Here is a 23,626-nt window from a genome sequence, read left to right as displayed (position 1 = left end):
CGGCTGAACGCGCCCCAGACGGCGGCACCCCGCACTCCGGCAGGGTCACCGCCGGCTTTCGCGCGCGCTTTTGGCGTCTACAATGGACGATCCACTGTGGACGAGCGCGGGGTGCGAGGTCGCGAACGACTCATTGGGGGACCCCAAGGTCGCGAATGCGTGATTCGCGACCTCCGCTCGACCACCGCGGCGTCCTCGCCGGTTCCCCCGCGCCCCAGTGGGTACCCCGCGGGCATGGATGCCGAGAACCTGGTCGTCATCGGAAGCGGACCGGCGGGCGTGTCGGCGGCCCGCGCCTATCGGGAAGCGGGCGGCACCGGAGTAGTCCGCCTGCTCACCGAGGACCCCGACCCGCCCTACGAACGCCCGCCGCTGTCGAAGGAATTCCTCCGCGGCGAACCCGAACTGACGCCATTGGACGAAGACTTCGAGCGGAAGCACGACATCACCGTCACGCTGGGCGACCCGGTCACCGAACTGGGCGATCACGAAGTCCGGACCGCCGCCGGCGCGGTCCACCCGTTCACCACCTGCGTGCTCGCCACCGGCGCGGAACCCGCCCGGCCGGACCTCCCGGGTGCCGACCACCCGGACGTCCGGACCCTCCGTTCGGCCGCCGACTCCCGTGAGCTGCGTGAGGCCGCCTCGGGCGTGCGCAGCGCGATCGTCGTCGGCGCCGGGTTCATCGGCTGCGAAGCCGCGGTTTCCCTCTCCCGGCTCGGCTTGCAGGTGACCGTCGTCTGCCCGGACGACGTCCCGCAGGAGAAGCGGCTCGGTCGCGAGGCGGGCGGGTTCCTGTTGCGCTGGCTCAAAACCGAGGGTGTGAGCGTGCTTCGCGGCACGAAGCTGCTGTCGATCGAGGGCGGCTACCGCGTCCGCACCGACCTGGTGCCGATCCTCGACGCCGGGCTCGTCGTGCTCGCCACCGGCATCCGGCCCCGGATCGGGCTGGCCGAAACGGCCGGGCTCACCATCGAGAACGGCCGGATCCGGACCGACGAACACCTCCGCACGAGCCGGGACGGCGTGCTCGCGGCGGGCGACGTCGCGCTGGCGCACAACCCGGCGGCGGGTCGCGCGCTGGCCGTCGAGCACTGGGGCGAGGGCCTCGCGATGGGTGAGGTGGCCGGGCGGACCGCGGCCGGCGCGGACGCCGCGTGGGCCGAGGTGCCCGGCTTCTGGTCGGTGATCGGCGACCGCGTGCTCAAGTACGCGGCCTGGGGCGACGGCTTCGATCGCGCCCGCCCGCTGCCGCGGGACGACGGTGGTTTCACCATCTGGTACGAGCGCGACGGCAAGGCGGTCGGCGTCCTCACCCACGAAGCCGACGAGGACTACGAGCAGGGCCAGGACCTGGTCCGGCGCGGTGCGCCGGTCCCGGAGTCATAGCCAGTCCCGCTTCTTGAAAAGCGCGTACAGCCCGACCGAAAGCACCAGCATGACGACCGTCGAAACCCAGAACCCGACCGTCGTGCCGTTGCCCGGATACGCGACGTTCTGGCCGTAGAAGCCGGTCACCGCGGTGGGCACCGCGATCACCGCGGCCCACCCGGTGACCTTCTTCATGATCAGGTTCAGCCGGTCGCTCTGCAGGTTCAGCTGCGTCTCCCGGACCGTCGTGAGGCGTTCGCGCAGCGCTTCGGCCTGCTCGGCGGCCTGCCGCGCGTGGTCGCGGACGTCCTCGAAGTACGGGCGGGTGGTGTCGTCGGCCAGCTTCAGGTCCGGCCGCATCAACGAACCGACGACCTCGGGCACCGGTCCCACGACCCGGCGCAGCGCGGTCAGGTTCTTGCGTGACCGGAACGAGCGCCGCTGCAGCTCGGCGGTGTCCGGGCGGTCGTCGAACACCATGTCCTCCAGCTCCTCGACCTCGTCGTCGAGCGCCTGGACGGCGTCGAACTGGCCGTCGACGACGTGGTCGAGGAGGCCGTGCAGCAGGAAGGGCACCCCGGTTTTCGCCAGGTCCTGCGCTTGGTCCCAGCGGCGGGTGACGCCCTCGATGTCGAAGCCGTCGTCCTTGCGGACGGTCACCAGCGCGCGAGGTGTGATGAACACGGCGAGCTCGGTTTTCTTCGTGCGCCCGCTCGCGGCGTCGAACCGGACCGCGTAGACGGTGAGGAACGCGTGGCCGTCGTAGCGGTCCAGCTTGGGCCGCTGGTGCTCCTGGACCGCGTCCTCCACGGCCAGCCGGTGCAGGCCCAGCTCGTCGGCGAGCTCGGCCAGGTCCGATTCGGACGGTTCACGGAGATCCACCCAGACGGCGGTGTCCGGTTCGGCCAGGAAGTCCGAGACGTCCGCCACCGGGAAGTCTTCCTTGAGCAGTGCGCCGTCGCGGTAGGCCCGGGTTTTCGTCATGCCACCGGGTGCCCGGGCGCCCGCCCGCGTAACCCCGCCGGAAACGGGTACTCGTGGATCTTGTGAACGCCCTGCTGGCGGAGACCCCGCCGAAACCCCTGCCGTCGCCACGCACCACCGCCGTGGTCGGCGCGGAACTCCGGTCGCTGCACGCCGCGGGCGCGCTCGACCTGCCGTTGCCCGGTGGCGAGCGGACCGCTGAGCGGTGGGCGGCCCTCGCCGCGTTCGGCCGCCGCGACCTGGCCCTGGCCCGGCTCGCCGAGGGCCACACCGACGCCGTGGCGATCCTCGCCGAGGCCGGCCGCTCCCCCGCGCCGGGCGCGCTCTACGGCGTGTGGGCGGCGAAGTCCGGTGGCACCGGCGCGGTCCTGACGGGCGACACGCTCACCGGGACGGTCCGGTTCTGCTCCGGGCTGTCCCTGCTCGAACGCGCCCTGGTCGCCGCGGGTGACCGGCTCGTCGAGGTCGATCTCGCCGACCCGCGCGTCCGGCGGCACCCGGACGCGTGGCAAGCCGTCGGGATGGACGCTTCCGACAGCGGGGACGTGGTGTTCGATGGCGTGCCCGGCACGCTCGTCGGGCCGGCCGGCTGGTACGTGGCCCGGCCCGGGTTCGCGCTCGGCGGGGCCGGTGTCGCGGCCGTCTGGCTCGGCGGCGCGGCGGGCGTCGTCGACGGCGTGCTCGCCTACCTGCGCGAACGCGGCGACGCCGACGATCACCAGCTGGCGCACGTCGGCGCGATGCACACCGCGCTGAGCTGCGCGGACGCGGTGCTGGCGCGCGCGGCGAGCGCGGGCTTCGACGAGGTGGTCGCGGGGACCTGCCGGGCCGCGGCGGAACGCACCGCCGTCGAGGTGCTGGAACGGGCCCTCAAGGTGACCGGGCCGACGCCGGCGTGCCGGGACCGGCGCTTCGCCCAGCGCGTCGCCGACCTGCCGGTGTACGTCCGGCAGCACCACGCGGAACGCGATCTCGCCGCGCTCGGCCGGGCCGTCCTGGGCGCGGCATGATCCCGGACTGGCCGGAGGAGCCGTTCGAGCGCGCGCTCGTCGTCGCCGCGCACCCGGACGACGAGACACTCGGGGCGGGCGGCCTCCTGCAGCGGCTGCACGCGGCCGGCACGGCGGTCACGCTCGTCGTGGCGACCGACGGCGAGGCGGCCTTCCCCGCGGCGGGGGCGGACGAACGGCGTGAGCTGGGCCGCACCCGGCGCCGCGAACTGCGGGATTCCCTGCGGGCGCAAGGGTTGTCCGAAGTGGAGCCGGTGTGGCTGGGGCTGCCCGATTCCGGCCTGGCGTCCTGCGGCGACGAGCTGACCGCGGCGGTGCGCGCGCACGCGGACGGGCACGACCTGTGCCTGCTGCCGTGGCCGGACGACCCGCACCCCGACCACCAGGCCGTCGCCCGGGCCGCGCTGGCCGCGGCGCCGGTGTCCGCGCAGTGCTGGTCGTACCCGATCTGGCTGTGGCACCGGCTGCGTCGCGACGACCCGGTCATCCCGTGGCCCCGGGCGCGGTCGGTGCGGCTCACCGAGGCGGAACGGGACGCCAAGGCGGCGGCGATCGCGACGTTCACCTCGCAGCTCAAGCCCGGTCCCCGCGGCGAAGAGCCGATCCTGCCGGAGGAGGTGCTGGCCCATTTTTCCGGCGGCAGCGAGGTGTTCTTCCGCGAGCCGCCGCGGACGTCGGCGCCGGTGAGCCGGTTCGCTTCGCTGTACGCGGCCGCGGACGACCCGTGGTCGGTCGCGACGAAGTGGTACGAGCGGCGGAAGCGGGCGATGGTGCTGGCGTGCTTGCCCGACGAGCACTACGGGACGGTCGTCGAGCCCGCCTGCGGTGTCGGGGCGCTGACCCGGGACCTCGCGGCGCGGGCCGATCGCGTGGTTGCGTTCGACCCCGTGGCCGCGGCGGTCGAGCGCACCCGGGCCGCCGTCGCCGACCTGTCCCATGTGGACGTCCACATCGGAGCCGTGCCGTCCGCGCTCCCGGCCGGTCCGGTCGATTTGGTCGTCTACAGCGAGCTTCTGTACTACTTGGCCGACGATGCCCTGACCGCCACGATCGAGGCGTCCGCGGCGGCGCTGCGTCCCGGTGGGCACCTGCTGGCGGTGCACTGGCTCCCGTGGGCGCCGGAGGCTCCTCGCGACGGCCGGGACGCCCACGCGCAGCTGCTCGCGCATCCCGCGTTCGAGCCGTCGGTGGCGCACACCGACGAGGAGTTCCTGCTGCACGTGCTGAGGCGCCGGTGATCACGGCGGTCGGCGTCGTCGTGCCCGCGCGGGACGAAGCTGCTCTGGTGGGGGCGTGCGTGCGCGCGGTGGATCTCGCGCTGCGACGGCTCCCGGTCGCGCGCGCGGTCTGCGTCGTCGCGGACCGGTGCGGCGACGCGACGGCGGACGTGGCCCGCGCGGCGTTCGGTGAGGTGCCCGGCGTGGTGGTGGTCTCCCGGTCGGCGCGGACGGTGGGCGAGGTCCGCGACCTGGGCGTGGCGCGGGTGCGGGCGGCGCTCGGCTTCCCCGCGCCGTCCCGGACGTTGCTGCTGAGCACGGACGCCGACACGCGGGTGACGCCGGGCTGGGCGCGGGCGCACGTGGCCCGGGCCCGCCAGGGTTACCACGCGATCGCGGGGACGGCGGAGTTGTCGGAGCCGTTCACCGAGTCGGCGCGGGCGCTGGCGCACTACGACCACGTCTTGGACCGCGCGCGGACGGCGGAGGGGCACGGGTCGGTGTACGGAGCGAACCTGGGCGTGCGCGCGGACGCGTTCGACGTGGTGGGCGGCTTCGGAGCCCGGGCGACGGGTGAGGACCACGATCTGTGGCGCCGGCTCGGGCAGGCGGGCTTCCGGCGGTGCTACGAGTCGGGAGCGCCGGTGGTGACGAGCGCGAGGCTGGTCGGCCGAGCCCCGGACGGCCTGGCGGCGCTCTTGCGCGGCTTGGCGGAGGACACGGTCGCCTGAGCCGAACCGGCTCGCGGTCGGGTCGACGCCCGCAAGCGGCAGGGCCTCGGCCGCGCGGCCGGGGTCGCCGCCCGCGCGCTGCAAGGCCGGGTCTCCGGCCGGCTCGCGACAGCCCCGCCTCCCGCGCGGCCCGGCGACCGCCGCCCCCACCGCACCTGCACATTCGCGTTTGTAGAGGTTCTTCGTAAAGGTTGTCGCTGTCCCCAGCCGCCACCCGACGCGAAGATCGGTCTCGCCGCCACCTCCGACGCGAAGGGCACCGGTGAGAGCCGCCTGCAGAACCCTTCTCGCCGCGGTCCTCGCCGCGGCCCTGCTCACCGGCGTGCCCGCCGCCGCCGAAACGCGCGCACGACTGCTGCTCCTCGAACGGGTGCGCGACACCGTCACCGTCGCCTGCTCGCACCACGCCGGCAAGATCACCTGCCACCCGGTGCACCGCGCGCGGCCCTACCTGGTCGTCGCCTTCACAACCGCGCCAGCTCCGCCCGGACCGCGGCCGCGCGCTCCGCTCCGCCGTACTCCCCCAGCAGCTCCAGGGCTTCCGTGAGCACCTCCCGGGCCCGGTCGCGCTCGGCCCGGGCGGCGTGGGCGCGGCCCAGCTCGGCCAGCGTCATCGCTTCGTACAGCCGCACCCCGGCCTCGCGCCACAGGTCCACGCTGCGGCTCAGCTCCTCGACCGCCGCGTCGAACCGGCCGAGGTCGCGGTGCACGATCCCGATCCGCATCCGGCCGTACGCCATGCCACGCAGATCTCCGGTTTCTTTGCCGACCGCCACCGCCTCGGTCGCGTACGCCAGTTCGCGCTCTCGGTCACCTTGGCGTCCGTACAGCACCGCCAGGTTGACCAGGTTCAGCGTCTCGACGTGCCGCAGCCCGAGCGACCGGTTGAGCGCCAGGCTCCGCTCGCCGAACCCGATGGCCGCCTCGACGTCGTCGCCGAGGCCGTACACGAAGCAGAGGTTGTTGAGGGTGCCGGCCAGCTGACGCTCGTCGCCGATCGCCTCCCAGTCGGCGAGGCTCCGGCGGAGCAACTCGTGCGAGCGCCGGAACCCCGCCGCTTCGCCACCGCTCGCCAGCTCCGCTTCGGCCACGCCGAGGTCGCCCCGCAGGGTCGCCGCCGCGACCGGGTCGACGCCGTCGACGAGGTCCAGCGCGACCTCGTCGACCTGGATGGCGTCCCGCCAGCGGGCCCGCGCGCGGTGGTACTCGTACAGGCCGAGCCCGACGGCGGCGATCACTTCCGGTGGCACACCCGGCGTGGCGGCGGCCTGCCGCACGACGGTGACGACGTGGGCCTGGTGCCGGTCGAGCCAGGCGAACACCTCGTCCGCGGACGCGGGTCCGGCGGCGGCCCACCGCCCGGCCGCCCAGTCGTGGCGGTGCGAAGCCGCCGAGACGAGCGCCATGCTCCGCCAGGCCATCGCCGCGCACAGCTCGACGACGCGGGTGATCGCCGCAGCCGTCGCATCCGGCGGTGCCTGCTCCCGGGCGTAGAGCCGGAGCAGGTCGTGCAGCCGGTACCACCCCGGCGCGGGCGTGGTGAGCAGGTGCTCGTCGGTGAGCCGTTCGAGCAGCGCCTCCGTCTCGGGTTCGGGCGCGTCGAGCAGCCGGCTCGCGACGGGCACCGACAGCTCCGGGACGTCGAGCAGCGACAGCAGCGGGTACGCGCGGGCGGCCGTCTCGTCCAAGGCGTCGACAGCCAGGGCAAAGCTGGCCCGGACACCCGTTTCGTCGAGCCGGCGGCGTTCGTCGTCGAGCCGGTGCGCGAGGTGGGCGACGGGCCAGCGCGGCCGGGTCGCCAGCCGCGCGCCGACGAGGTGCAGGGCGAGCGGCAGGTATCCGCAGAGGCGCGCGACCGTCCGGGCGGCGGCGGGTTCGGCCGCGACGCGCTCGGCGCCGATCTCGGCCGCGAGCAGGCGGAGGGCGTCCTCCTCGGGCAGGACGTCGAGCAGGACCTGGTGCGCCTGCGGCAGGTCCGGCAGCGCGGCGCGGCTGGTGACGATCGCGCCGGAGCCACCGGCGCCGGGCAGCAGCGGCGCGACGTGCGCGGCGTCGCGGGCGTTGTCGAGCAGCAGCAGGACGCGTTTCGCCGCGAGCAGCGTCCGGAACCGGGCGGACGCGGCCTCGAGCGACAGCGGCTTCGGCGGCTCGTCGCCGAGTTCGCGGATGAGCCGGTCGAGCAGGTCCAGGGGATCGGGCGGGTCGGCGGCGTGGCCGCGCAGGTCGAGGTGCAGCGAGCCGTCGGGGAAGCGTCCGGCGAGCCGGTGGCCGGCTTCCAGGGCGAGCGCGGTCTTGCCGACGCCGGCCATCCCGCCGATGGCCACGACGACGCTGTCCCGCGAGTCGAAGAGGGTGAGGACGCGGTCGAGCTCGGCGTCCCGGCCGGTGAAGACGGCGACCCCGCCGGGCAGTTCCCGCGGCACGATCTCCTTCGCGGCGGCGGGTTTCGAGGGACGCGCGGCCGCGGCGGCGAAGTCGTCGCGGTCGGCGCCGGTGAGGCCGAGGGCGTCGGCGAGCCGGTCGAGGGTGTCGCGGTGCGGGAAGCGCCGGTCGCCGCGTTCGAGCGCGCCGACCGCCTGACCGCTGAGCCCGGACTTCTCGGCGAGCGCCTCCTGGGTGAGTCCCGCGGCGCGCCGCAGCCGGCGCAACCGCGTGCCGAACGCGTTCATCCCCGCCCCTCCTCCCGGAGGAGGATCACACGCGGAGGCGGGTGCGCGCCAGCGACCCAGGATTGTCGCCGAAGATCGTATCGCTTATCGTATACGACACTGTTCCCCTCTCGACGCCGCGAGGTGACCCGTGCCCGCCCCCACGACCCTGATCGCCCGGGACTTCACCGAGTTCCGTGCCGCCGTCTCGCAGTCCTTCGTCCCCCTGCACGTCACCGCCGGCGGTGACGGCTTCCGGGGCCGGATCCGCTCGTCCGGCGCCGACGAAGTGCAGGTCTCCGAGGTCACCGCCTCCCCGCACGTCGTCGAACGCACGCCCGAGCTCATCGCCCGCGGCGACCGGCGGTACTACAAGCTGAGCCTGATCCTCGCCGGCACCGGGCTGCTCGTGCAGGACGACCGCCAAGCGGTCCTCCGCCCCGGCGACGTCGCCCTCTACGACACCCACCGGCCCTACTCGCTCGTCTTCGAAGAGGACTTCCGCACGCTCGTCGTGATGTTCCCGCAGCGGCTGATCGACCTGCCCGCCGAGCTCGTCGGCCGGCTCACCGCGGTGCGGATGTCCGGCAAGGAGGGCGTCGGCAACGTCGTCGTCCCCTTCCTCGCCCAGCTCGGTGGCAACCTCGAGCAGCTGGCCGGCCCGGCGGGCGCGCGGCTCGCGCACAGCGCCGTCGACCTGCTGTCCACGCTGGTCGCCACCGAACTGGACCTGGCGAACGCCGACCCGCACCACGAGCTGATGCGCCGGATCCGCGCGCACATCGACGCGAACCTGCCCTCGGCCGACCTCAGCCCGGCGCGGATCGCCGCCGAGCACTTCATCTCGACGCGGCACCTGCACGGCCTCTTCCAGGAGCAGGGCACCACCGTGGCGGGGTGGATCCGGACCCGGCGGCTCGAGCACTGCCGCCGCGACCTGCTCGACCCCGTGCACGCCGGCCGGCCGGTCGCGGCCATCGCCGCGCGCTGGGGGTTCGTCGACGCCGCCCACTTCAGCCGGGTGTTCAAGAGCGCGTTCGGCCGGGCGCCGAGCGAGCTGCGGCGCGAGTTGACCGTCAGCGACCGGTAGTTGCCCCGCAGCGCGTGACCGCTCGCCCGGGCGGGGTGCCCGCCCGACGATGAGGCCATGCCCGAAGCCCCCACCGACGGCTGGCGCACCTACGACGAGTTCGCCGCCGGGATCGCCACCTACCGCCTGCCGCAGGCAGACCTCACCGGCCGCGAGGTCACGATCACCCTCGACGACGGCGAGGTCCTCGCGCTGACCTTCAAGGACGCCGGAAAAGTCGTGTGCAACGGCGTCGAGGACCCGTACGACGCCGTCGCCGTGCGCGAGGGTGTCTTCTTCGTGAACCTGCCGTTCACGAGCGTCGACGGCGAGGCGCTGACCGTCGTGTACTCGACGACGTCCCACCGCGCGCTCGCCGTCCGCTCGGTGATCGGCGCCGAAGACGTCGTTCCCCGGGTCTCCCAGCGGTTCAGCGCCGGCGTCACCGACGGCGGCCCGCCGTCCGGCGAGGCACCCGGCCCGTCGCGCGACCTGATCGGCAAGCGCAATCTCTACCGGTACAGCCCGGATCACCTCTACGAGCACGTCTACGTCTCGTCCGAGCGGTACGCGTGGCAGTGCCTCGAAGGCGTCCAGCGCGGCCACGGCGACATGGACCTCTCGACGGTGTGGAAGTTCGCCGAGGGGCTCTACCTGTTCTGCTTCCGCGAGTTCCGGATCGCCGTGGCGAGCGTCTGGCTGCACGACCTCGGCTACGCGCTGCGCACCACCGGCGTCTTCCTCGGGCTCACCGGCGACGGCCGGTCCGAACACTCCCGCGCCGGTGGCCACGTCTACCCGCTGGGCTCGGTCAGCTACCCCGACGCCCAGCCCGTCTGAAGGAGCCTTTCTTTGTCCGCTGTGGACGTCATCCGCGCGCACTACGCCGCCAGCGACGCCGGCGACCTGGCCGGCATGCTCGCCCCGCTCGGCCCGAAGACGACCTGGACGGAGGCCGCGGGCTTCCCCTACGCCGGCACGTACACCGGCCCCGGCGAGGTCCGTGCGCACGTCTTCGAAGCCATCGGCCGCGACTGGGACGGCTACACCTTCACCCTCGACGACCTCCTCGACGCGGGTGACACCGTCGTCGGCGTCGGCACCTACACCGGCACGCACCGCCGGACCGGCCGGTCCTTCACCGCCCGCGTCGCGCACTTGTGGCGTTTCGACGGCGGCGACCTCACTTCGTTCGAGCAGATCGTCGACTCCGCGCCCGTCGTGGCCGCGGCCCGGGAGCAGTCATGAGAAAGATCCTTTCCGTCTGGGCGGCCGCCCTCCTCGTCACCGCGGGCTGCGCCGGATCCGAAGCCGGCGGCGACGGCCCGATCGTCGTCGGCTCGGTCAACGCGCTGAGCGGCGCGGCCACCTTCCCGGAGGCCTCGCAGGCGGCCAAGGCCGTGTTCGACGCGGCCAACGCCGCGGGCGGGGTCAACGGCCGCAAGATCGAGTACAAGGCCATCGACGACAAAGGCGACCCGGCGGCGGCCGCGGCGGCCGCCCGCGAGGTCGTCGGCGGTGACGACGCCGTCGCGCTCGTCGGGTCTTCGAGCCTCATCGAGTGCGAGATCAACGCGAAGTACTACGAGCAGCAGAAGATCCTGTCCGTGCAGGGCATCGGCGTCGACCCGGCGTGCTTCTCCAGCCCGAACATCGCGCCGGTCAACGTGGGCCCGTTCCACGACATGACGCTCACCCTGCTCTACGGGTCGGAAACGCTGAAGCTGAACGACATCTGCGCGCTGCTGGAGATCGCGGGCAACACGCTCCCGGCGTACCGGGCGGCGATCGACGAGTGGACGAAGATCACCGGCAAGAAGCTCAAGTACCTCGACGCGACCGTCCCCTATGGAGGGTCGGACTACACGTCGTACATCGTCAAGGCGCGGGCGGCCGGCTGCCGGGCGATCACCGTCAACCCGGTCGAGCCCGACTCGATCGGCCAGCTCAAGGCCGCGCAGGCGCAGGGCTGGAACGACGTCACGTGGCTGCTGCTGACCAGCGTCTACAGCGAGAACTACGCCAAGGCGATCACGAACGCGGGCGCCGGGGTGTACGTGCCGGCGGAGTTCTACCCGTTCACCGACGCCGGCAGCCCGCAGACCAAGGACTGGCGCGACCTCATGACGAAGAACAAGATCCCGCTGACGTCGTTCAGCCAGGGCGGGTACCTGGCGGCGAAGTACTTCCTGGACGTCGTGCGCGGGATCAAGGGGGACGTCACGCGCGAGTCGGTGACGAAGGCGCTGCGCGAGATGAAGCCGGTCAGCGACCCGATGGTCGGGACGCCGTACGTGTTCGGTCCCGCGCCGGCGCACCACAACAACACCGCGGGCTGGCCGATCAAGCTGGCCTCCGGCACGAACAAGTGGGAGCTGGCCGCGCAGGACTGGCTCCGGATCCCCCGGTCCTAGGAGGACGGTCATGCTGCAGGGCGCTCTCGCCGGCCTCGCCGCCGGTGGCCTGTACGCGGTGCTCGCGGTGTGCCTGACGCTGATGTCGCGGCTGGTGCGCGTGGTCAACTTCGCGCAGTCCGCCACCGGGATGTTCGGCTGTTACGTCGCGGTGTTCCTGGCCGTCCACTGGGGACTCCCGGAGTGGCTGGCCACCTTGGCGGGGATCGTGCTCGGCGGCGCGCTGAGCGCGGTCCTCGGCTGGATCGTCTCGACGTGGCTCGCCGAAGCGGACACCGGGACGCGCTCGGCGGTGACGGTCGCCGTGCTCCTGCTGCTGATCTCGCTGGCGTTCATCCTGTTTGGGAACAAGCCGCAGCCGTTCCACCCGCTGCTGGCCGGGCCGGCGTTCACCGTCGGCGGCGTGGTGGTCAGCCAGGTCACGGTGGTGACGGTCGCGCTGGCGACGCTGGTGGCACTGGGCTGCCGGGCGGTGCTGGCCCGCACGACGCTCGGCGTCCGGCTGCGCGCCCTGTCGGAGCGGCCCACGACGGCAGAGCTGCTGGGCATCCCGGCCCGGCCCCTGTCCGTCGGCGTCTGGACGGCGACGGGGGTGATCGCGACGCTGGCGGTGTCGATCGTGGCACCGTCGCAGTCGAACGACCCGACATCCTTGGCGATGCTGGTGATCCCGGCCGCGGCGGCCGCGTTGCTGGGCGGCTTCCGGCGGCTCGACCTGGCAGTGGCCGGCGGGTTGGTGCTGGGGATGGCGCAGGGGGCGGTCGCCCAGTCGGACAGGTTGTCGGTGCTGCGGTACTTCCTTCCGTTCCTGGTGATCGTGGCGGTGCTGCTGTGGACGCAGCGCAAGGAGGTGTGGGATGCGGCTCGCTGAAAGCCCTCGCGCGGGCAGGTCGGCCGTTGACCGGCGTGGGTCGGCTGGCCGGAGCCGCCTCGGCTCCTCGCGGCGGTGCCGGTGGCCCGCCGTGGCCGGCGCAGCCCGGCCGGCGGGGCGGGCCGCAGTCGCGGCCGGCCGGTTCCGCGCCAGCCCTCCGCTGTCCGAAAAGCGGCCCTCCTCGCTACGGAACGCAAACTTCCCCAGCCGGTCGGTACCCCAACCCGCCGCGGCCGGAAAGGCGGTGCGCTGTGCGGCTCGCTGAAAACCCCCTCGCGCGGACAGCCCTGCCGTTCGCCGTCGCGGCTGCTGCCGTCGGCGTCGGCTACGCGCTCAGCGTCGGGCTCGCCGGCTACTTCGTCTACCTCGGTGTCAGCGCCGTCGTCGCGGCGATCGCGCTGCTCGGGCTCGGCGTCGTCACCGGGACCGCCGGGATGATCTCCCTCTGCCAGCTGACCTTCGCCGCCGTCGGTGCGTTCGTCGTCTCCGCGTGCAACGTTGCCGGTGTGCCCGGTGGGTTCGTCGTGTGGCTGCTCCTCGGCGGGCTGGCCGCCGCCGCGGCCGGGGTGCTCGTCGGGCTGCCCGCGCTGCGGCTGCGGGGCATCACCCTTGCCGTGGTCACCCTCGGGCTCGCCGCCGCCGCGGACCTGACGCTCGTGCAGATCCAGTTCCCCGGCGCCACCGAGGGCCTCTCGATCGAGCGTCCCGAGGCGTTCTCCGACGACCGGTCGTACTTCCTGTTCGCCGTGCTCGTCCTGGTCGCCTGCGGGCTGGTCGTGCACTTCCTGCGCCGCGGCCGCTGGGGCAGCAGCTGGCACCTGGTCGCGTTCTCCGAACGGGGCACCGCCGCGGTCGGCGCCGGCGTGCGGACCTCGAAGCTGACGGCGTTCGCGGTCAGCGCCGCGCTCGGCGGGATCAGCGGCGGCCTGCTCACCGGCCAGGTCGGGCTCGCGTTCCCGGCCAGCTTCACCGCGATCCAGTCGCTCGCGCTGTACGTGCTGGCGATCATGTCCGGCGCGCACCTGATCGACATGGCCGTGTTCGGCGCGCTCCTCTGGGTGGCCGTGCCGGAGCTGCTGAAGCGCTGGGGCGTACCGCAGGACTGGGGCTTCGTGATCTTCGGCGTGCTCGGGATCCAGGCCCTGGCCGGGCGCGGCAACCTCGGCACCGCCGTGCGGAACCTCCGGTACCGGTCCCGCAAGCCCACCGGCCTCGGCCTCACGGACGTCCAAGACGTCGAACCGCTGCCACCCGGTGATCCGGTACTGGAAGTGCGCGGGCTGAGCGTCCACTTCGGTCACGTGCGCGCTCTGTCCAATGTGGATATCACGGTTCCGGAGCACGGCATCCTCGGCGTGATCGGGCCGAACGGCGCCGGGAAGTCCACTTTGGTCGACGTCATCAGCGGCTTCCTGCCGCGGGCCACCGGCACCGTGACGCTGGACGGCCGGCCGCTGACCGGCTCGCCCGTCCGGCGGGCGCGACGCGGGCTGCGGCGGACGTTCCAGCAGGACCGCGTCCCACCCGGGCTGACGGTCGGCGCATACGTCCGGTTCGTCGCCCGGCGCCGGATCACCGGCCGGGAAATCGCCGACGCCCTCGAGTTCTTCGGCTGCCCGCCGGCCCGGACCCCATTGTCCAGAGTGGACGCGGGCGCGCGGCGGCTCGTCGAAGTCGTCGGGCACCTGCTGGCCCGGCCGCGGGTGCTGCTGCTCGACGAGCCGGCGGCCGGCCTGCCGCACGAGGAGCACGTGGCGTTCGGGCGGCGGCTGCGGCAGGTCCCGGCGCGGTTCGGGGTGTCGGTGCTGCTGATCGAGCACGACCTCGACCTGGTGCGGTCGGTGTGCGACCGGCTGACGGTGCTCGACTTCGGCGAGGTCCTGGCGAGCGGGTCGCAGGCGGACGTGCTGGCCGACCCGGCGGTCCTCAAGGCGTACATGGGCGAGACGGAGCTGCTGTGACGGCGTTGCGAGTGCACGGGCTGACGGTCGAGCGCGGGGCCGGCCCGGTCATCCGCGATGTCGGGTTCGTGTTGGAGCCCGGCCGGATCACGGCGCTGGTCGGGCCCAACGGGGCCGGGAAGACGAGTCTCCTGGAGGCGGTGTCGGGGGTCGTGACGCCGTCGGCGGGCAGCGTCCACCTGGGCGCGGTGAACGTGACCCGGCATTCGCGGGTGGCGCGGGCGCGGCTCGGGCTGGCGCACATCGAGCAGGGCCGGGCGGTGTTCCCCGGGCTGACGGTGCTGGAGAACCTGCGCCTGACCGCGCACACCCCGGACCGGGTCGACGCCGTGCTCGAGCTGTTCCCCGAGCTGGACAAGCGGCGCGACTCCCCCGCGGCCCTGCTGTCGGGCGGCGAGCAGCAGATGGTGGTGCTGGCGCGGGCGTTCGCGGCGCGCCCGGCGTTCCTGCTGATCGACGAGATGTCGCTGGGGCTCGCGCCGGTGGTGTTCACGCGGCTGCTGCCGGTGGTGACGCGGTTCGCCGCGGACGGGGCGGCCATCCTGCTGGTGGAGCAGTTCACGCACCTGGCGCTCGGCGTCGCGCAGGAGGCCGTGGTGGTCTCCTCGGGCCGGGTGACGTACGCGGGGGACGCCCAGACGCTGCTGGACTCCCCCGCGACGTTGCACACCGCCTACCTGGGGTCCTGACTCACATGCCGGCGCGCTCGAAGGCCAGCGTCGGCAGGTCCACCGCGTGGGCGCCGCCGTCGGCGACGAGCACCGCGCCCGTGAGGTACGACGACTCGGCCGAGCCCAGGAACCGGACCACCGCCGCGATCTCCTCGGGCTCGGCCGGGCGGCGCAGCGGAACCTCCGCCGTCACGCGGCGGTAACCCTCGTCGTGGCCGCCGGTGAAGCCGGCCGCCGCGGCGAACTGGTCCATCTCGGCGTCGGCCATCGGCGTGCGGACCCAGCCCGGGCAGACCGCGTTGGCGCGCACCCCGCGTGGCCCGAAGTCGCGGGCGATCGAGCGGGTCAGGCCGATCAGCGCGTGCTTGGCGACGGTGTACCCGGCGACGTTCGGCCCGGCGAACAGCCCGGCCAGCGACGACACGACGACGATCTGCCCGCCGGTCTCGACCAGCGACGGCAGCGCGGCCCGGCAGAACACGAACGCGCTGGAGAGGTTCGAGCGCAGGGCCAGTTCCCACTCGTCGTCGCCGGTGTCGACGACGGACGACAGGCCGTGGCCGCCGGCGTTGGCGACGACGACGTCGAGCCGCCCGTACGTGCCGACGATCTCGGCGATGGCGGTTTCGGCGTCGTCGCGGACGCTCGCGTCGCACGCGATGACGTGCGCGCCGGTCTCCGCGGCGACTTTCTCGAGGGGGTCACGGCGCCGTCCGAGCACGACGACGTGCGTGCCCTCGCCGGAGTAGCGCCGGGCGACGGCCGCGCCGATGCCGGTGCCGCCGCCGGTGATGGCGACGACCCTGTTCGTGGTGTCCACTGTGGATCCTTTCCTAGGCGGGGAAGGCCGAGCGGGCCGACATGCCGAAGTCGGCCAGCAGGGCTTGGCCGTTGACCGGCCGGGACGCGGGGGACGCGAGGAAGAGCACCTGCCGGGCGACGTCCCCGGCGGCTTGGACGGGGAAGACGGGATCGTCGAGGAGGTCCCCGAGATCGCCGCGCGCCATCGGGGTGTCGACGACCGACGGGCAGACGCAGTTGACGCGAACGCCGGGGATTTCGACGGAGAGGGCCCGGGTCAAGGCGACGACGGCGCCCTTGGAGGCGCAGTAGGGCACCATGCCGGGCGCGGCGGTGAAGGCGGAGTCGCTGCCGAGGAGGACGACCGAGCCGCCGTCGGCCAGGTGCGGGAGGGCGTGCTTGACCAGCAGGAAGGGGCCGGTGACGTTGACGGCCAGGACGGCGGCGACTTCGGCGGCGGTCGTTCGGGCGAGGGGTTTGCCGACGGGACCGGAGACGCCCGCGCACCCGACGACGACATCGAGGCCGCCGAAGTGCCGGGCGAGGGTATCGACGGCGGCGGCGAAGGCGGGTTCATCGGTGACGTCGGCACGGGCGAACGCGACGCCAAGTTCGGCGGCCACGCCGGTGCGGGCGAGCTCGAGGCCGGGGGCATTGCCGACCGAACCGGCCGGCGGCGGCCGGTCGTCCGCAACCCCGCCCGAGCCCGCGACCGGGCCCGGTGAGCGGCCGACCGGCGCCGGCTCGGAACCGCCGTCCGCCACCGCGCCCCAAGGCCCGGCCTCCCGGTCGATCACCCCGACCCGTGCCCCCTCCGCCGCGAACGCCCGCACGCACGCCAGCCCGATGCCGGACGCGCCGCCGGTCACCAGCACCGCCTGGCCGGCCAGTTCCCATCCCATGCGCCCATCCTCACCGCGCGCGCCCCACCCGCGGTTGGCGTCGAGCGCAGCCTTGTTGTCCGCCGCCGCACGGGCGGGTTCCGTCCGCGCCGACAGCGCGCGAGACTGCCCAAGGTGAGCACGCCGCACCCCCTCGACCCGCTGACCGCCGCCGAACTCTCCGCCGGGCGCGGCCTCCTGGCCGACGCCGGGCTCGTCACCGGCACCGTCCGGTTTCCGCAGGTCGTGCCCCTCGAGCCCGCCAAGACCGACGTCCGCGCCGGCCTCGGGACCCGGCGGATCCGCTACACCCTGCTCGACACCGCCACCGGAGAATCCGGCGAAGCCACCGTCGACGTCACCAAGCGCGAGGTCCACTGGGCCGGCTGGACGACCGAACCCGGCCAGCCGTCCTACCTCTTCGAGGAGTACGAGCTCGCCGAGCAGCTGACGAAGGCGTCCGCGGGCTGGCAGGCCGCGATGGCCCGCCGTGGCCTCGGCGACCGGATGGGCCACGCCTTCTGCGCGCCGCTGGCCCCCGGCCACTTCGGCCGCGAAGACGAGACCGGCCGCGTCCTGCGCTCGCTGACCTTCCTGCGCGACGACGAAGGCGACAGCCCGTGGGCCCACCCGGTCGAAGGCCTGATCGTGCACCTCGACCTCACGAAACAAGAAGTCCTGCGCGTCGAGGACGAAGGCGACGTCCCGGTGCCCGCCGAGCACGGGCGCTACACCGGTGTCCCAGCCCGGACGACGCAGCGGCCGATCGAGATCACCCAGCCCGGCGGCCCGAGCTTCGCCGTCGACGGCACCGCGGTGACCTGGGAGGGCTGGCGCCTGCGCGTCGGGTTCAACTCCCGCGAAGGCCTGACCCTGCACCAGGTGAGCTTCCAGGACCGGCCGGTCCTGTACCGGGCCTCCGTCCCGGAGATGGTGGTCCCGTACGGGGACGTCGCGCCCGGCCGGTTCTGGATCAGCTACTTCGACGCCGGCGAGTACCAGTTCGGCAAGAACGGCAACGACCTGCGGCTCGGCTGCGACTGCGTCGGCGAGATCCGGTACTTCCCCGCCTGGGTCGCCGACGACCACGGCGAACCCGTCGAGATCCCGCGGGCGATCTGCCTGCACGAGGAGGACGACGGCATCCTCTGGAAGCACACCGACCTCGCCGGGACGCCGGAGGTGCGCCGCGCACGCCGGCTCGTCGTCTCTTCGATCTCGACCATCGGCAACTACGACTACGGCCACTACTGGTACTTCCACCTCGACGGCTCGATCGAGTTCGAGGCGAAGGCCACCGGCGTCGTCTTCTGCGGCGCCGGCACGCCCGGCCGGGACCAGCCGCACGCCACCGAGCTCGCGCCCGGCCTCTTCGCGCCGGTGCACCAGCACCTCTTCTGCGCCCGGCTCGACGTCGAGGTCGACGGCGAGCGCACCAGCCTGCACGAGGTCGACGTCGTGGGCGTGCCGACCGGCCCGGGCAACCCGTACGGCAACGCGTTCACCTGGCGGAGCACGCCGCTGCGGACCGAACGCGAGGCGCAGCGGCTCGCCGACCCGGCCCACGCCCGCGTCTGGGAAGTCCGCAGCGCGCAGCGGGTGAACCGGCTCGGCAAGCCCACCGCGTACCAGCTCGTACCGCGCCCGTCGGCGACGCTGATGGCCCAGCCCGACGCGTCCGTCCACGCGCGAGCCACCTTCGCGACGCGGCACCTGTGGGCGACGCCGTACCGCGACGACGAGCGCTACCCCGCCGGCGAACGGCCCAACGCCCATCCCGGCGGCGCGGGCCTGCCCGCCTGGACGGCCGCGGACCGCGACCTCGTCGACGCCGATCTCGTGCTGTGGCACGTCTTCGGCCCCACCCACGTCCCCCGGCCGGAGGACTGGCCGGTGATGCCCGTCGACAAGTCCGGCTTCCTGTTCCGGCCGGCCGGCTTCTGCGACCGCAACCCCGCGCTCGACCTGCCGTCGGGCGACCACTGCGACCACTGAGGAAAAATGACGCTTTCGGACACCTCCACCTGGCTTCCCCTCGACGGCCTCGCACCGGGCTTCGACGCCAACAAGGCGCCGACCGTCGACGACCTCCACGGCCGTGAATTCGTCCTGCGCGACGACAGCGGACCCATCCGCACCTGGAACGGCGCGGAACCCGGCGAGACCTTCCTCGTCGACGACGACCTCTACTACGTCCAGGTCCGGCCGTCGGCTCGCGAGGCGGTGTCGCTCTTCCTGGACCTGCGCGACGGCCGGGCGCTCGTCGTCACCACCACGATCGGCGACCACGGCACCCCGCGCGTCACCCAGGACTTCCTGCCCGCGACCATCGACGGCCACGAAGCCCGCGGCGAACCGATGGCCCCGAGCACCGCGCTGATCGGCCGCCGCGTGCTGTGGGTGTACAGCGCCGAGCACGCCTACGAGCACGTCTATCTCAGCCCGCACTGGTACACGTGGCAGTGCCTGGCCGGGCCCGAGCGCGGGCTGGCCGACACCGACGAGAACACCGTCTACCAGCTGCGGCCCGGTATCCACGTCTTCACGTGGCGGGAGAAGGTCATCCCGTGCGCGTCGGTGACCGTCGCCGACCACCGCAACGCCCGCGCTTTGCGCTCGCACGGCGTCCTCTTCGGACTCGACGCCACCGGCGAACAGCCGACGCACTTCACCTTCGGCGCACACGGACGGCTGCTGAGCACCACCGTCCACCCCGGACCGTACGACCCGGCGGAGGGCTGAGGCGTGGCCGCCGACCTCGTCCTCACCAACGCCGTCGTGTACACAGTGGACGCCGCGCGGCCGTGGGCGTCCTCGTTGGCCGTCGCCGGCGGCAAGATCACCGCCGACGAAACCCTCGGGCCGGACACCGAGGTGCGCGACCTCGGCGGCGCGTTCGTCATGCCGGGGCTGGTCGACGTGCACAACCACCACGCGATGGCCGGCCGCGCGGACCTGTTCGAACTCACCTTCGGCGCCGACGCGGGCTTCGAGGAGATCCTCGACGCCGTCCGTGCCCGGGCCGCCTCGCTCGGCCCGGACGAGTGGCTGACCGGCGGCGCCTGGGCGTCCACGCTGGTCTCGCGGCTGTCCACAGTGGCCGCCCGGCGTGCGCTCGACGACGCCGCGGGTGGGCGGCCGGTGTCGCTGGCCGACGACAGCCGCCACAGCCGCTGGGTGAGCAGCCGCGCGCTGGAGCTGGCCGGGATCACCGCGGCCACGCCGGATCCCGCCGGCGGGGTCATCGTGCGGGACGGCGAAGAGCCGAGCGGCCTGCTCCTGGAGGCGGCGGGCGTGCTCGTCGAGCGGGTGACCGGCGAGCTGACGCCCGGACAGCACCGCCGCGCGTCGCAGCGCGCGATCGAGATCCTGCACGGCTTCGGCGTCACCGCGTTCCAGGACGCCGGCGTCTCGACGGACATCCTCGGCGCGCTCAAGGCCCTCGACGACGGCGGCGAGCTGGCCGCGTGGGTCGTGTCGTCGCTGCTGGTCAACGACCCCATCTTCGGCTTCGACCCGGTCGGCGCGCCGCTGCTGGAGGTCGCCGGGCGCTACCGCACCGAACACCACCGGCCGGACTTCGTCAAGATCTTCCTGGACGGCGTGCCGCCGACGCGCACGGCGGCGTTCCTGGAGCCGTACCTGCCCGACGACGTCCACGGCGGCGGCCACCGCGGCTCGACGACCATGCCGCCGGAAGAGCTGACCGAATGGCTGCTCACGGCGGCCGCGGCGGGCTTCTCGGCGAAGGTGCACTGCACCGGGGACGCGTCGGTGCGCCAGTTCCTCGACGCGGTCGGGAAGGTGCGGGCCGCCGGCTACGCGAGCACGCGGTTCCAGGTGGCGCACGGGCAGTTCGTGCACCCCGACGACCTCCCGCGGTTCGCGGCGCTGGGCGTGGCGGCGGACATTTCGCCGTTCCTCTGGGTGCCGGGCGTGATCCCGGACGCGATCGCGGAGGTGCTGCCGGCCGCGCGGGCGTCCCGGATGCAGCCGAACCGGACGCTGCTGGACACCGGCGCGCTGGTCGCGGGCGGGTCGGACTGGCCGGTCAGCGAGTCGCCGAACGCGTGGGAGGGCATCGCGGGCCTGGTGACGCGCGAAGACCCGCACGCGAGGCGGCCCGGCGCGCTGTGGCCGGAGCAGGCGATCACCCTGGCCGAGGCGATCGAGGTGTTCACGCTCGGCGGGGCGCGGGCGTGCGGTCTCGACGACGTGACGGGAGCGTTGACGCCGGGCCGGTCGGCGGACTTCGTGGTGCTGGACCGGAATCCTTTCGAGACGGCCGAGGTGGCCGGGACGCGAGTCGTCGAGACGTGGTTCGCGGGGAGGCGGGTGTTCCAGCGGTAGCCCGGGTCGGTACTCGCCGGTAGTTTCTCCTACACTGGTAGAGAAACCAGTGCGGGAGGTGCCGGGTGCCCAAGATCATCGACCACGACCAGCGGCGCAGGGACATCGTCGACGTCACCTGGGACCTCATCGTCCGCGGCGGGATCGAAGCCGCGACCATGCGCGAGATCGCCGCCGCGGCCGGGTTCGCCAACGGGGCCCTCAAGCTGTACTTCCCCAGCAAGGAAGACATCATCGCGGCCACCTACGAACGCGCCCTCGACATGATGCGGCAGTACGTCGACCTCGACGGCCTCCGCGGCCTCGACGCGCTCCGGGAGATCTGCGTGTCGTCGATGCCCATCGACGAAGAGCGCATCACCGCCGGGCGCGTCCTGATGATCTTCTGGCAGATGTCCCTGGGCAACCGGCGGATGCACGACAAGTACCTCGAGCACGTCCGCGAGTGGCGCGGCCTCCTGCACCGCTTCCTGGCCGAGGGCCGCGAAGACGGCGACATCGTCACCGAAACCCCGGACGAGCAGATCGTCGACGAGATCGTCCTGCTCAACGCGGGCGCGAACGTGATGAGCCTGGTGGCGGGTGAGTTCTCCACGGTCGGGCTCCAGCACCGGCACCTGGAGTCCCTCCTGGAACGGCTCACCCGCCCCTGACCCGTCAGGCGAAGATCCCCCGCAGGTACGCGGCGACCTCCGCGTGCGACCGTGGAGACGCCGGCAGGTCCGTGTACAGCCCGTAGAACCCGTGGATCTGCCCGGCGTACCGGTGGACGTCGACCGCGACGCCCGCGTCGGCGAGCCGGGTCGCGAAGGCCTCGCCTTCGTCACGCAGCACGTCGTATTCGGCCGTCAGCACCAACGCCGGCGGCAGGCCCGACAGATCCGCCGCGCGCGAAGGCAGCAGGTACGGATCGTCCAAAACGGACGGATCCGGGACGTACTGGGCGAAGAAGAACCGCATCGCGTCGGCCGTCATGCCGTAGCCCGTGGCGAAGTCCGCATAGGACGCGAACCCGTCGTCCGGGTGGCCGAAGACCGGGCAGATCAGCACCTGCGCCGCGATCGCCGGCCCACCGCGGTCCCGTGCCAGCAAAGAGACCACAGTGGACAGGTTGCCGCCGGCACTCTCGCCGCCGACCGCGATCGCCCCGGCGTCCACCGCGGGCCCCGCGCCGCCCGCGGCCAGCCATTCCAGCACCTCGTAGCAGTCGGAAGGCGCGGCCGGGTACGGATCTTCGGGGGCGAGCCGGTACTCGACGGCCGCCACCGCGACCGACGCGGCCGCGCACACCGCCCGCGAGGCCACCTCGTTCTCGTCGATCGAGCCGATCGTCCAGCCGCCACCGTGGATCCAGAGGAACACCGGCACCGGGCCGGCCGCCTCCGGCAGGTACAGCCGCACCCGGAGGCCGCCGGGGAGCCGGTGCTCGGTCACCGACGCGACCGGCGCCACCGCACCCGGCCTCGGCCGGGACGCGGCGAAGGCGGCCCGCAGCTCCACCGCCGTCAACGGCCGGGCCGGTGCCTCCGGGCTCTGCGCGAGCAGCTCCCGGACCGCGGGGTCGAGGCTCATGCTCACACCGCTTCCGCGACGAGCACCCGCGGCGAGCCCGGCAGCGTCAGCCGGTCCACCGGCCGCCACCCCGCGTCGGCCAGCCAGCCGCGGACGTCCGCCTCCGGGTACACCACCGTGCCGTCGATGACCAGGTACTCCCCCGCGTGCAGCGCGTCGAGCGCCCGCGGCGAGGGATCGTCGTCCAGGAAGAAGTCGAGCAGCAGCAGGCGCGCGCCCGGCGCCGCCGCGGCCCGCGCGTGCCGCAGGATCGCCCGGTTCTCGTCGGCGGAGAACCGGTGCACCACGTGGTTCACCATTATCAGGTCGAACTCGCCCTCGGGTTCGGCGTCCGGCGTGGGTGCGCCGACGACCGTCGTGCGATCGGCGAACGACGCCACCGCGGAGGTCACCGACGGCACCGACCGCGGGTCGTAGACGAACGTCGCGCGCAGGACGTCGTTGGCCCGCAACGCGCCGAGCGCGAACTCGGCGGAAAGCCCGCCCAGGTCGAGGAGGTTTTTGCAGCCCCCGAAGTCGAAAGCTTGCGCCAGCTGCCGAGCGTGTAGGGCGTTATACACCATGACCCCGCCGAGGAAGGTGTCCCAGCGGTCGCCGGTGAGGTCGAGGTCGCCGGGTTCGCCGGTGTCGGTGGTGTGCGTGAACTGCTGCCAGTGCGGGTAGCTGATCGTTTCGAGGAAGGTCAGGAACGGCGCGAGATCCAGACCTCCTCCGCCGAGGTGCTCGGCGGTGTCGGTGGTGAGCGCGTAGCGACCGTCCACGCGGGACAGCAGGCCGAGCGAAGCCATGGTGTCGGCGAGGATCCGGGTGATCTTCTCCGGCCGGCCCGTCCGCGTGGCGAGGTCCGCGGCGGTCGCCGGGCCGTCGGCGAGAGCCGGGAACAGGCCGATCCGGTTGGCGGCGAAGAGCTGCTGGGCGGCCATGTGGCCCACCGCGATGTCCACGATCCGTTCCGGCGTGGCTGGGGTCGTCGTCACGTCGTCCTCCTTCTGTTCGACGCGGACACTCTACATGCGTAGATAAACGAGTCCAGTGCCGATTTCGCCCGCACAGCACCAAAAACCCGTGAGGTTTC

At 73.4% G+C, this 23,626-nt stretch carries 21 protein-coding genes; 15 read left to right on the top strand and 6 right to left on the bottom strand.

The annotated features are described in order from the left end of the window. Positions 1-234: 234 nt before the first annotated feature. Entirely contained in the window at positions 235-1,389 is a 1,155-nt protein-coding gene (locus ACERZO_RS13260) for an NAD(P)/FAD-dependent oxidoreductase (RefSeq protein WP_372664911.1), read from the top strand. Here the strand turns inward: ACERZO_RS13260 and ACERZO_RS13255 are convergent. Continuing rightward, complete coding sequence (locus tag ACERZO_RS13255) at positions 1,384-2,355, bottom strand: magnesium transporter CorA family protein (RefSeq protein ID WP_372664910.1); 972 nt, start codon at positions 2,353-2,355, stop codon at positions 1,384-1,386. The two genes, ACERZO_RS13260 and ACERZO_RS13255, sit on opposite strands and share 6 nt — an antisense overlap. 53 nt (positions 2,356-2,408) lie before the next feature. Here ACERZO_RS13255 and ACERZO_RS13250 point away from each other — a divergent pair, with 53 nt between their 5' ends. From ACERZO_RS13250 to ACERZO_RS13240, 3 genes are read left to right on the top strand one after another with little or no spacing between them, the layout of a single operon-like run. After that, positions 2,409-3,365 (top strand): acyl-CoA dehydrogenase family protein, encoded by a 957-nt coding sequence (locus ACERZO_RS13250; protein ID WP_372664909.1) that lies wholly within the window; start codon positions 2,409-2,411, stop codon positions 3,363-3,365. Next, on the top strand, positions 3,362-4,603 hold the full coding sequence (locus ACERZO_RS13245) for a PIG-L family deacetylase (protein WP_372664908.1): 1,242 nt from the start codon (positions 3,362-3,364) through the stop codon (positions 4,601-4,603). The genes ACERZO_RS13250 and ACERZO_RS13245 overlap by 4 nt, the downstream gene beginning before the upstream one ends. Beyond that, positions 4,600-5,313: a glycosyltransferase gene (locus ACERZO_RS13240; protein ID WP_372664907.1), complete on the top strand. Its 714-nt coding sequence runs from the start codon at positions 4,600-4,602 to the stop codon at positions 5,311-5,313. Before ACERZO_RS13245 ends, ACERZO_RS13240 begins: the two co-directional genes overlap by 4 nt. Before the next feature lie 464 nt (positions 5,314-5,777). Here the strand turns inward: ACERZO_RS13240 and ACERZO_RS13235 are convergent, their stop codons facing one another. Then, positions 5,778-7,982: a helix-turn-helix domain-containing protein gene (locus ACERZO_RS13235; RefSeq protein WP_372664906.1), complete on the bottom strand. Its 2,205-nt coding sequence runs from the start codon at positions 7,980-7,982 to the stop codon at positions 5,778-5,780. A 130-nt stretch (positions 7,983-8,112) separates the two neighbouring features. On the opposite strand from ACERZO_RS13235, the gene ACERZO_RS13230 reads away from it, so the two are divergent. The 7 genes from ACERZO_RS13230 to ACERZO_RS13200 all read left to right on the top strand — a co-directional run bounded on the left by ACERZO_RS13230 (position 8,113) and on the right by ACERZO_RS13200 (position 14,965). Continuing rightward, positions 8,113-9,051, top strand: coding sequence for a helix-turn-helix domain-containing protein (locus ACERZO_RS13230; protein WP_372664905.1), 939 nt, complete (start codon positions 8,113-8,115; stop codon positions 9,049-9,051). A gap of 57 nt (positions 9,052-9,108) precedes the next feature. Continuing rightward, positions 9,109-9,870 carry a MoaF C-terminal domain-containing protein gene (locus ACERZO_RS13225; protein ID WP_372664904.1) on the top strand — a complete coding sequence of 254 codons (762 nt, stop codon included), beginning with the start codon at positions 9,109-9,111 and terminating at the stop codon, positions 9,868-9,870. Between the two features lie 12 nt (positions 9,871-9,882). Further along, positions 9,883-10,278 (top strand): nuclear transport factor 2 family protein, encoded by a 396-nt coding sequence (locus ACERZO_RS13220; protein ID WP_372664903.1) that lies wholly within the window; start codon positions 9,883-9,885, stop codon positions 10,276-10,278. Next, positions 10,275-11,444, top strand: coding sequence for an ABC transporter substrate-binding protein (locus ACERZO_RS13215; protein WP_372664902.1), 1,170 nt, complete (start codon positions 10,275-10,277; stop codon positions 11,442-11,444). The genes ACERZO_RS13220 and ACERZO_RS13215 overlap by 4 nt, the downstream gene beginning before the upstream one ends. A 10-nt stretch (positions 11,445-11,454) precedes the next feature. Continuing rightward, a complete protein-coding gene (locus ACERZO_RS13210) occupies positions 11,455-12,315 on the top strand; it encodes a branched-chain amino acid ABC transporter permease (RefSeq protein ID WP_372664901.1) in 861 nt (286 codons plus the stop codon). A gap of 251 nt (positions 12,316-12,566) precedes the next feature. Further along, positions 12,567-14,276, top strand: a complete 1,710-nt coding sequence (locus tag ACERZO_RS13205) for a branched-chain amino acid ABC transporter ATP-binding protein/permease (protein ID WP_372664900.1) — start codon at positions 12,567-12,569, stop codon at positions 14,274-14,276. Continuing rightward, positions 14,273-14,965: an ABC transporter ATP-binding protein gene (locus tag ACERZO_RS13200; protein ID WP_372664899.1), complete on the top strand. Its 693-nt coding sequence runs from the start codon at positions 14,273-14,275 to the stop codon at positions 14,963-14,965. Before ACERZO_RS13205 ends, ACERZO_RS13200 begins: the two co-directional genes overlap by 4 nt. A gap of 1 nt (position 14,966) precedes the next feature. Here the strand turns inward: ACERZO_RS13200 and ACERZO_RS13195 are convergent, their stop codons facing one another. Both ACERZO_RS13195 and ACERZO_RS13190 read right to left on the bottom strand, forming a co-directional pair. Next, positions 14,967-15,767, bottom strand: coding sequence for an SDR family NAD(P)-dependent oxidoreductase (locus tag ACERZO_RS13195; protein ID WP_372664898.1), 801 nt, complete (start codon positions 15,765-15,767; stop codon positions 14,967-14,969). A gap of 13 nt (positions 15,768-15,780) precedes the next feature. Further along, positions 15,781-16,650 (bottom strand): SDR family NAD(P)-dependent oxidoreductase, encoded by an 870-nt coding sequence (locus ACERZO_RS13190; protein ID WP_372664897.1) that lies wholly within the window; start codon positions 16,648-16,650, stop codon positions 15,781-15,783. Between the two features lie 114 nt (positions 16,651-16,764). Between ACERZO_RS13190 and ACERZO_RS13185 the strand changes: the two genes are divergently transcribed. The 4 genes from ACERZO_RS13185 to ACERZO_RS13170 all read left to right on the top strand — a co-directional run bounded on the left by ACERZO_RS13185 (position 16,765) and on the right by ACERZO_RS13170 (position 21,632). Further along, positions 16,765-18,624: a primary-amine oxidase gene (locus tag ACERZO_RS13185; protein ID WP_372664896.1), complete on the top strand. Its 1,860-nt coding sequence runs from the start codon at positions 16,765-16,767 to the stop codon at positions 18,622-18,624. Between the two features lie 6 nt (positions 18,625-18,630). Continuing rightward, positions 18,631-19,371 carry a MoaF C-terminal domain-containing protein gene (locus tag ACERZO_RS13180; protein ID WP_372664895.1) on the top strand — a complete coding sequence of 247 codons (741 nt, stop codon included), beginning with the start codon at positions 18,631-18,633 and terminating at the stop codon, positions 19,369-19,371. A gap of 3 nt (positions 19,372-19,374) precedes the next feature. Beyond that, complete coding sequence (locus tag ACERZO_RS13175; protein WP_372664894.1) at positions 19,375-20,979, top strand: amidohydrolase; 1,605 nt, start codon at positions 19,375-19,377, stop codon at positions 20,977-20,979. Positions 20,980-21,044: 65 nt separating this feature from the next. Beyond that, complete coding sequence (locus ACERZO_RS13170; RefSeq protein WP_372664893.1) at positions 21,045-21,632, top strand: TetR/AcrR family transcriptional regulator; 588 nt, start codon at positions 21,045-21,047, stop codon at positions 21,630-21,632. Between the two features lie 4 nt (positions 21,633-21,636). Here ACERZO_RS13170 and ACERZO_RS13165 read toward each other — a convergent pair whose 3' ends face one another. Beyond that, positions 21,637-22,557 (bottom strand): alpha/beta hydrolase, encoded by a 921-nt coding sequence (locus ACERZO_RS13165; protein WP_372664892.1) that lies wholly within the window; start codon positions 22,555-22,557, stop codon positions 21,637-21,639. Beyond that, positions 22,554-23,528 (bottom strand): methyltransferase domain-containing protein, encoded by a 975-nt coding sequence (locus tag ACERZO_RS13160; protein ID WP_372664891.1) that lies wholly within the window; start codon positions 23,526-23,528, stop codon positions 22,554-22,556. Before ACERZO_RS13160 ends, ACERZO_RS13165 begins: the two co-directional genes overlap by 4 nt. Between the last annotated feature and the right edge of the window lie 98 nt (positions 23,529-23,626).

The organism is Amycolatopsis kentuckyensis (genome assembly GCF_041679295.1).
Lineage (GTDB): Bacteria > Actinomycetota > Actinomycetes > Mycobacteriales > Pseudonocardiaceae > Amycolatopsis > Amycolatopsis kentuckyensis_A.
Note: the sequence above shows the minus strand (reverse complement) of the source record. Positions and strands in the feature narration are given on the sequence as shown.

Excerpts from the sequence above, each read along its gene's own strand:
- ACERZO_RS13260 (WP_372664911.1), top strand. The coding sequence starts at position 235 with ATGGATGCCGAGAACCTGGTCGTCATCGGAAGCGGACCGGCGGGCGTG.
- ACERZO_RS13255 (WP_372664910.1), bottom strand. The coding sequence starts at position 2,355 with ATGACGAAAACCCGGGCCTACCGCGACGGCGCACTGCTCAAGGAAGAC.
- ACERZO_RS13245 (WP_372664908.1), top strand. The coding sequence starts at position 3,362 with ATGATCCCGGACTGGCCGGAGGAGCCGTTCGAGCGCGCGCTCGTCGTC.
- ACERZO_RS13235 (WP_372664906.1), bottom strand. The coding sequence starts at position 7,982 with ATGAACGCGTTCGGCACGCGGTTGCGCCGGCTGCGGCGCGCCGCGGGA.
- ACERZO_RS13225 (WP_372664904.1), top strand. The coding sequence starts at position 9,109 with ATGCCCGAAGCCCCCACCGACGGCTGGCGCACCTACGACGAGTTCGCC.
- ACERZO_RS13215 (WP_372664902.1), top strand. The coding sequence starts at position 10,275 with ATGAGAAAGATCCTTTCCGTCTGGGCGGCCGCCCTCCTCGTCACCGCG.
- ACERZO_RS13210 (WP_372664901.1), top strand. The coding sequence starts at position 11,455 with ATGCTGCAGGGCGCTCTCGCCGGCCTCGCCGCCGGTGGCCTGTACGCG.
- ACERZO_RS13190 (WP_372664897.1), bottom strand. The coding sequence starts at position 16,650 with ATGGGATGGGAACTGGCCGGCCAGGCGGTGCTGGTGACCGGCGGCGCG.
- ACERZO_RS13180 (WP_372664895.1), top strand. The coding sequence starts at position 18,631 with ATGACGCTTTCGGACACCTCCACCTGGCTTCCCCTCGACGGCCTCGCA.